This is a genomic window from Verrucomicrobiota bacterium (genome assembly GCA_016871535.1).
GTDB lineage: Bacteria > Verrucomicrobiota > Verrucomicrobiia > Limisphaerales > SIBE01 > VHCZ01.
Genome location: VHCZ01000296.1, coordinates 1 through 7,299, shown reverse-complemented (window position 1 = coordinate 7,299; position 7,299 = coordinate 1). Strand labels below are relative to the sequence as shown.

Genomic DNA, 7,299 nt, shown 5'->3' with positions numbered 1-7,299 from the left:
CGGGATGGCGTGGCAGATTTTCTCGAAGCCGGGAGAGTTCCAGAGGTTCGGAAAATCCCGGCATTGCTGCGGCTTGACGGCTTGAACCGAGCAATCATGGCCTTCGAGAAACACACAGGAACCATCCGGATTTTCCTGCAATACAAGCCGGCGACGATCGTGGCGGAGCCGGGTGAACTGCTGGATGAAATCCTGTTCGCTCAGGCCCTTGAAGGCCGCAACCTGCGCGATTTCGGCTTCGGTCAATCGCACTTGCCCTGGCCAGCGGCAGCAAGCGGTGCAACGTTGACATTCGAGGAAGATCGGCATGCGTGAACTACGTGTCCGCTCCCGTCAGCTTCCAGCCTTCGCGATACTCCCGCGTCAGATGCTTGTTCGCTTCGGCGACATTTGTAATCTTCGCGGCGGCGGCGTCGAAGAGCAACCGTCGCCCGCCCATGCGCAGTGAAACTGCGCCCAGCGTGAACGCATCCGAGATCGGCCCGGCCAGCAGAAAATCGCCGTAGGTCGGTTTGCCGCCCCTGAAGGCCGCGACCCAGGCCGAGTCGCTCCGCCCCATCCCTTGCCCTGGGCCGCGACCCCGTTGGCCTGGCGCCGGTTCCGGGAGGTTTTTTGCCGCGCGATAGTCGCGCATCTTCTTTTCCGGAATAATCTGCGGGCTCTCGCTGCGGAAGCCCGCAAGAATTTTGCCTTTGTCCCCAACGAACATCATGCCTTCCGGCGCGAACTCTTTGCCGTCGGCTTCCAACTCCTCCGGCGTCGGCGGCTTCATCGAGCCATCGTACCAGAAGAGGTCGAGAGCCGGCCGTTGTTCCTTGGCCGGGAACTTCCAGCGAATCGTGCCCGCGGCCGGGAAGGAGTAATCGTTCTTCAGCGTCACGGCCACTTTGCCCTTGAGCGTGCACGCATGGACGGGGCGTGATTCCACGGAGATCGGCGCCTCGAGTTCAAACAGCCTGAACACCGACCAGAGACTGTAATGGCCCATGTCCCCCAACGAGCCGCCACCGAACTCATACCAACCACGGAAAACGCAGTGCGTGTAGTTCGGGTGATAAGGCCGGTCGAGCGACGGGCCGAGCCAGAGCGTCCAGTCAAAGCCTTCCGGAATCGGCGGCGTGTCCGTGGGAAGGGTTGGATATTGCGGCCACATCGGGCGATTGGACCAGTTGTGAATCTCGCGCAGCGTTCCAATCGCGCCGTCGTCGATCCACGCTTTGATGGCCCGAATCTGCGCGCCGTCGTTCGCCGGCAAAAAATGCGTGGCGACTTTCGTCTTGCGCGCCGTTTCCACTACCAACCGGGCTTCATGCAGGCGATTGGCGAGCGGTTTGTGCACCAGCACGTGCTTGCCCTTCTTCATGGCCGCGATCGCGATGGTGGCGTGAAGATGATCCGGTGTCATGATTTTCACCGCGTTCACGTCCTTCTCTTTCTCCAGCAACTCCCGAAAGTCGGCGTAAGTCGTGCAGCCTTTGAATTTCTCCGCAGCGCGCTGGTTCGCGTACGAAGTCTCGATGAGTTCCTTGGCTACGTCGCGGCCCCCAGGAATTCCGGGCGCGTTGCGGCGCCAGTCCGATTTGCCGAGCGCGCTCGCGATGGCCGAGCGCAAACCGTCCCGCGAAAAATCGACGTAATCGTGGCCGTCTTTCACGGGATCGCACACGGCGACGATTTGCACTTCCGGTTGCGCGAGCATTCGGAGCATTTCCCGCAATCCCTGCGTGCCGCAGCCGATGTAGGCCAGGGTGATCTTCTCGCTGGGCGCGACGTAGCCTTGTCCGCCCAGGACGTGGCGCGGGACGATCGTAAACGCCGTGGCGGCCGCCGTTCCCGCGAGCACGAACTTGCGCCGGGAAAGGACGCCTGGCTGGGGCTGGGGGGCGGTTTGATGGGGGCTGGCCGGGTGTGTGTCGCTGGTTTTCATAGGCTGGGACTCAGTGGGAGATTGTTGGAAGTCCGTTTTCTCACGACGATTTCAAGAATGAACTTCCCACCGTTTCCAGGCGAGGAAAAAGCCCGATGGCTGAGCGCTATCCCCGGGGTGACCGGTGCAGCCGGTTCTGAAACAGCAGCCGCCACGTAATGTGGAGCGCTTCGCGGACGATTTTCGGCGACATCTTGGACGTGCCGTGGAAGCGGTCGGTGAAAATGATCGGCACTTCCGCGATGCGCAATCCCTGCCGCCAAACTTTGTGGGTCATTTCGATCTGGAAGCTGTACCCGTTGGAGTCCACGGACTGGAGATCGATCGTCTGCAGCGTGGCTCTCCGGAAACACTTGAAGCCTCCGGTGGGATCCGTGAACGGCATGCCCGTGATGATCTGAACATATTTCGCCGCGCACAGGCTGAGCATGAGACGCCTCAAGGGCCAGTTGATGACGCGGATGCCATGGCAGTAGCGCGAACCCAACACCAGATCCGCATTCTGCGCAGCCTTCAGAAAGGACGGAATGTCATCGGGATTGTGCGACAGGTCGCCATCCATTTCGAAGATGAAGGCGTACTGTCGTTCAAGCGCCCAGGCGAATCCGGCGCAGTACGCGCGTCCCAGACCGCTCTTCTCCTGCCGGTGCAACACGTGGATTTGCGGATGTTGCGCCGCCAGCGAATCCGCCAGTTGGCCCGTGCCGTCGGGCGAATTGTCATCGACGATCAACAAATCGACGGTGACTGGCAGCGCCAGAACGCGCTGGACCAGCGCCGGCAAGTTGTCCCGCTCGTTGTAGGTGGGGACGATGACTAAAGTCTCCGCGCTCATTCCGAGTTCGTGCGCGCAGAGAAATAGATGGAGACGCGGCTAAAAGAAAGCTCAGAGCGTGTCCGAAAATTCCGCGGGGTCCTGTTTTGGCTCCAAAGGCCGAATGGCAAGGCGCGACGAAGGAGAATATCCTCCCTGGATCTTCGACTGAGGAGCAACGAAGCCAGGCGGCCTTTAGGCGCGAAAACCCTCCGGGCGGCGGGTCTTTTGGCCGTGGCCTGCGTTGGCTCGGTCCTTACAGCCCGCGGTGGGGATGCTTGGACCTCGCCGCCTTGGCCACAGCCAAAATCCCTCGCCGCAGGACCTCGCGCAATTTTCGGACACGCTCTCAAGTTTCCCGCCACTGGACGGCATGCTGGACCAACTCGGTCGCGCTCTTCAGGTTGAGTTTCTCCTTAATGTGCGCGCGATGCGTCTCGACCGTTTTCACGCTGAGATGTTTTTTAGCATGGTGTTGGTCCTGACGGAGTCCCTTCACCCGGACTTCGGCGCCGCGACTCCGGCCGCTTGGAACCGCTTCGCGACCGTTACATTTACCAAGAGTCTTCAGCATCCGGCTCTAGCGCTCGAACGGCTTGCTTATGCACCTGCCTCCGACTGGAGCGCAAGCCTAAACTCGGGCCGACTCTAACGGCATTGCGCCCGCGCGTCACGAAGAACAATGGGTCAATGGGTCACGCGTAACCCCTCAGTTAAGGCAATTAAGGGTCCGTGCAAAAATAAATTCCGGTTTTGCACAGAGCCTAAGTGGTCCGTTTCGTAAATACGCTCACGTTCGTTGCGCCCAATTTGGCCTGGGGCAAGGCGCGACGAGCGAGCATCCCCCGCCAGTGGGGCTGTGACCGAGGAGCAACGCAGCCCCAGGCAAAATTCGGCGCAACCCGAAGGGCGGCAGTTCTTTTTCGCCAGACTTCGTTGCTCGCTCCTTACAGATCCACTTCGGGATATGCTCGTCGCTCGCGCCTCGTCTGGCCGAAAAATCCCTTGCCGCGAACGTGAGCGTATTTATGAAATGGACCACTAAGGTGGGGCGAGGCTCCCGCCGAGCCAATGCCATCGAAGAGAAGCCCCGCAGGAGCGTCGCTCCGCCGTCGTTACCATAACTGAAGGGTTACGGTGACGCAGAACTCTTGCGCGTGTGCGCGTGGGTCGCGTGGCCGAAGAACACTTCGGCGGACTCCATCAGCGTCTCAGACAATGTCGGGTGCGGATGCACGCAAAGGGCCAGGTCTTTCGCCGTCGCTCCCATTTCGACCGCCAGGACGCCTTCCGCAATCAATTCGCCCGCGCCGTGCCCGACGATGCCGACGCCGAGGATGCGTTCGGTTTGCGGGTCGATGATCAGCTTGGTCAGGCCGTCGGTGCGATCGAACGTCAACGCCCGTCCCGAGGCGGCCCACGGGAACTTCGCCACGCTGATCGGAACGTTGCGTTGCCTGGCCTCGGCTTCCGTCAAGCCGCACCAGGCAACTTCCGGATCGGTGAAGACGACCGCCGGTATCACCACGCCTTCAAAGGCGCTGGCTTCGCCCGTTATCACCTCGACGGCGATGCGCGCCTCCTTAGCGGCCTTGTGCGCGAGCAACACGCCGCCGGTGATGTCGCCGATGGCGAAGATGGCCGGATCGCTCGTCTGCTGCTTTTCATTTACTTTGATGAAGCCTTTGTCATCGCGGCTGACCCGGGTGTTTTCCAGGCCGAGGTCATCGCAGTTGGGCACGCGGCCCACCGCAACCAGGACGCGGTCGTACCACTCTTCTGTGCGTTGGCCGTTCAACTCCATCTCGACTTTAATCTGTTTGCCGCTTGTCGCCATTTTGGAGACTTTGGTTTTGAGGCGGATTTCTTTGAACGCCTTTTTGGCATAAGCGACGACCGGACGGACCAGGTCGGCGTCAGCGCCCGTGAGGATGGAATCCAGCGCTTCCACGACGACCACCTGACTGCCCAGCGCGGCATAAACCGTTCCCAATTCCATCCCGATGTAGCCCCCGCCCACGATCAGCAGGGTGGCGGGAACGTCTTCGATTTCGAGAGCCTCCCGCGACGTCATGATCCGGGGATTGCCCAGATCGAACGCTTTCGGCAGAGCCGACTTCGAGCCGGTGGCGACGAGAGCGGTCTGAAAGTTGATGAATTTCTGGCCTTGCTCCGTCTCGACGCGCAACGTGCGCGAGTCCTCGAAATAGCCCCGGCCGTGGATAATTGCCACGCCGCGTTTCTGCGCGAGAAACGCGATGCCCTGGCCTAGCTTCTGGAGAATGGACTCCTTCCAGGCGCGCAGTTTGGCCAGATCGATTTTGGGCGGATCGAAAACGATTCCGCGCTGGTGCGATTCGCGGGCCGCGCTGATCAGGTGCGTGGCGTGCAGCAAGGCCTTGGAAGGAATACATCCGCGGTTCAGACAAACGCCGCCGAGACGTTCGTCTTTCTCGATCAGGATGACTTTCTTGCCCTTGTCCGCGGCGTAGAAGGCGGCGGCGTATCCGCCCGGCCCAGCGCCGACGACAACGATTTCAGTTTGGATGGGGTCCATAGAGGGAGTGGAGTGATGGAGTAGTGGAGTGTTGCGGTGGAGAGCTTTTAGCGGCACTGCTATGCTGTGTTGCGCTCTTTTACGACCGAGTGGTCGATCCAATCGCCATCAAGTTGTTTGCGCTTCAAGACATCGATTAACTTCAGTAGCCCGTTTTCGAGTTTGAAAGCAAGGCCGTCCAACTGAGCAAAATCGGTTTCCGAGACTTGCTCTGCCTTCCGGTAAGCGCGCAAAACAGGAGACAGACTCCGCGAGGGAACTCATCACTCCAATACTCCGCCAGATTATGGTTGTAGATTCTCCGTCACGAAATTCTCGATCCGCGCGACCAGTTCGACGACGAACCGCGCCGCGCTCCCTCCATCGATCACGCGATGATCGTAGGACAGCGCCAGCGGCAGCATCAGGCGAGAGACGATTTGTTGCTCGCGCACCACGGCTTTCCACGCGCTCCGGCCCAATCCGAGAATCGCGACCTCCGGCTTGTTCACGATCGGCGTGAAATGCGCGCCGCCGATGCCGCCTTGATTGGATACAGTGAAGGTGCCGCCCTTGAGTTCGTCCGCGGAAACCTTTCGATCCCGGGCTTTCTGGGCCAAGGCTTCGAGGTTTTTGGAAAGTTCGAGCAGGCTTTTCTGATCCACGTTCCGAATCACGGGAACAATCAGTCCCGCTTCCGTATCCACCGCGATGCCGATGTGAAAGTATTCCTTAAAGACGATCTCTTCGGTCGCTTCATCGAGGCTGGAGTTGAAAATGGGATGCTTTTGCAGCGTCTGGACGAGCGCTTTGAGAAGGAAGGGGGTCAACGTCAACCGTGCTCCCTTCTGTTCGTACGCGGGCGCGTGTTTCTTTCTCAATTCCTGGAGCGCCGTGATATCGGCTTCGTCGAACTGGGTGACGTGGGGAATCGCCGTCCAGTTCTCGGCCATTCGGCGGCGGATCACTTTGCGCAGCGCCGAGAGCGGCGTTCGCGAAACCGGTCCCCATTTGGAAAAGTCAACCGATTCGGCGACAGGTTTGGCCGTGGGTGCAACTTTGGCGCTGGATTTCGTAATGGCGGCGATTTCCTGCAAACGCTGGATGTACGCTCTGAGATCGGCCATCCCGATGCGGCCGCCTCGCTCGCTGCCGCGCACGCGCCGCAAATCAATCCCAAGTTCAAGAGCCAGCTTGCGGATGGAAGGAGAGGCCACGGGAGAGGCACTGGACGGTTCGGCGTCGTCCTCGCTTGGGGCAGCTCCGGTTTCCGCAGTGTTAGCGGCCACGCCGCCTGATGCGGAAGTCGAAGGGACGGCAGGCGCTGCGACTCGCGTTTCCGTGGCCGGGGAATCCGCGTCACCGCCCGCCAGCGAGAGGATTCGTTGCCCCACGCTGAGCTTGTCACCGACTTTGACAAAAATCCGGCACACCACTCCGGCGGCCGTGGAGGGGATGGACGCGACGGCTTTCTCGTTTTCCAGCTCCAGGACCGGCTGATCCTTTGTGATGGAATCGCCTTCCTTGACGAAGATATTGACCACGGTGCCGGAGTCCGCGCCTTCGCCCAGGCTGGGAAGTTTGATGTCCATAGATCGTGCGCAGTCGATTCGGCAGGCGAGAATCGGCCGAGAGGTTGGCTTCCCAGGATCAAGCTCGCACTGCCGGGAACAGCGAGCGGCAAACGCTAAGGATAGGTTTTAGCGTTGTCAGCAAGAAAATTGGAACAAGCCGACTCAACAGGGACGAAGCGTTGAACGATCATCACGTGCAACGCCTCAGAAGCTGTGAAAAAATTGGGAATTGCCAAAACGCACTGTTGTAATTTCTTGATAGCCAAAACGAGTTTCTTGGGTGCTGGAGGATTCTTCAATTGTTTCACAGCTTCTCAGTTAAGGGTCTGTGCAAAAATAACTTCCGGTTTTGGCGGGAGCGCCGCCTGGCCGGATGCAAGGCGCGAGGAGGGAGCATCCCCGTTTTGGGGCTGTGACCGACGAGCAACGCCGCAGCCGGCCAGGCGCC

At 60.1% G+C, this 7,299-nt stretch carries 7 protein-coding genes; all 7 read right to left on the bottom strand.

Annotated features, from left to right (window positions below):
• Positions 1–309 (bottom strand): YkgJ family cysteine cluster protein (locus tag FJ398_24280; GenBank protein MBM3841014.1); only part of this gene is annotated, 309 nt, incomplete at its 3' end.
• Between the two features lie 7 nt (positions 310–316).
• On the bottom strand, positions 317–1,927 hold the full coding sequence (locus FJ398_24275) for a Gfo/Idh/MocA family oxidoreductase (protein ID MBM3841013.1): 1,611 nt from the start codon (positions 1,925–1,927) through the stop codon (positions 317–319).
• 106 nt (positions 1,928–2,033) lie between these two features.
• Entirely contained in the window at positions 2,034–2,762 is a 729-nt protein-coding gene (locus FJ398_24270; GenBank protein ID MBM3841012.1) for a polyprenol monophosphomannose synthase, read from the bottom strand.
• 328 nt (positions 2,763–3,090) lie between these two features.
• Positions 3,091–3,315, bottom strand: coding sequence for a response regulator transcription factor (locus tag FJ398_24265; protein MBM3841011.1), 225 nt, complete (start codon positions 3,313–3,315; stop codon positions 3,091–3,093).
• A gap of 558 nt (positions 3,316–3,873) precedes the next feature.
• A complete protein-coding gene (gene lpdA, locus FJ398_24260; GenBank protein ID MBM3841010.1) occupies positions 3,874–5,298 on the bottom strand; it encodes a dihydrolipoyl dehydrogenase in 1,425 nt (474 codons plus the stop codon).
• 284 nt (positions 5,299–5,582) lie between these two features.
• Positions 5,583–6,869 (bottom strand): branched-chain alpha-keto acid dehydrogenase subunit E2, encoded by a 1,287-nt coding sequence (locus tag FJ398_24255; protein ID MBM3841009.1) that lies wholly within the window; start codon positions 6,867–6,869, stop codon positions 5,583–5,585.
• A 95-nt stretch (positions 6,870–6,964) separates the two neighbouring features.
• Positions 6,965–7,159, bottom strand: coding sequence for a hypothetical protein (locus tag FJ398_24250; protein MBM3841008.1), 195 nt, complete (start codon positions 7,157–7,159; stop codon positions 6,965–6,967).
• Between the last annotated feature and the right edge of the window lie 140 nt (positions 7,160–7,299).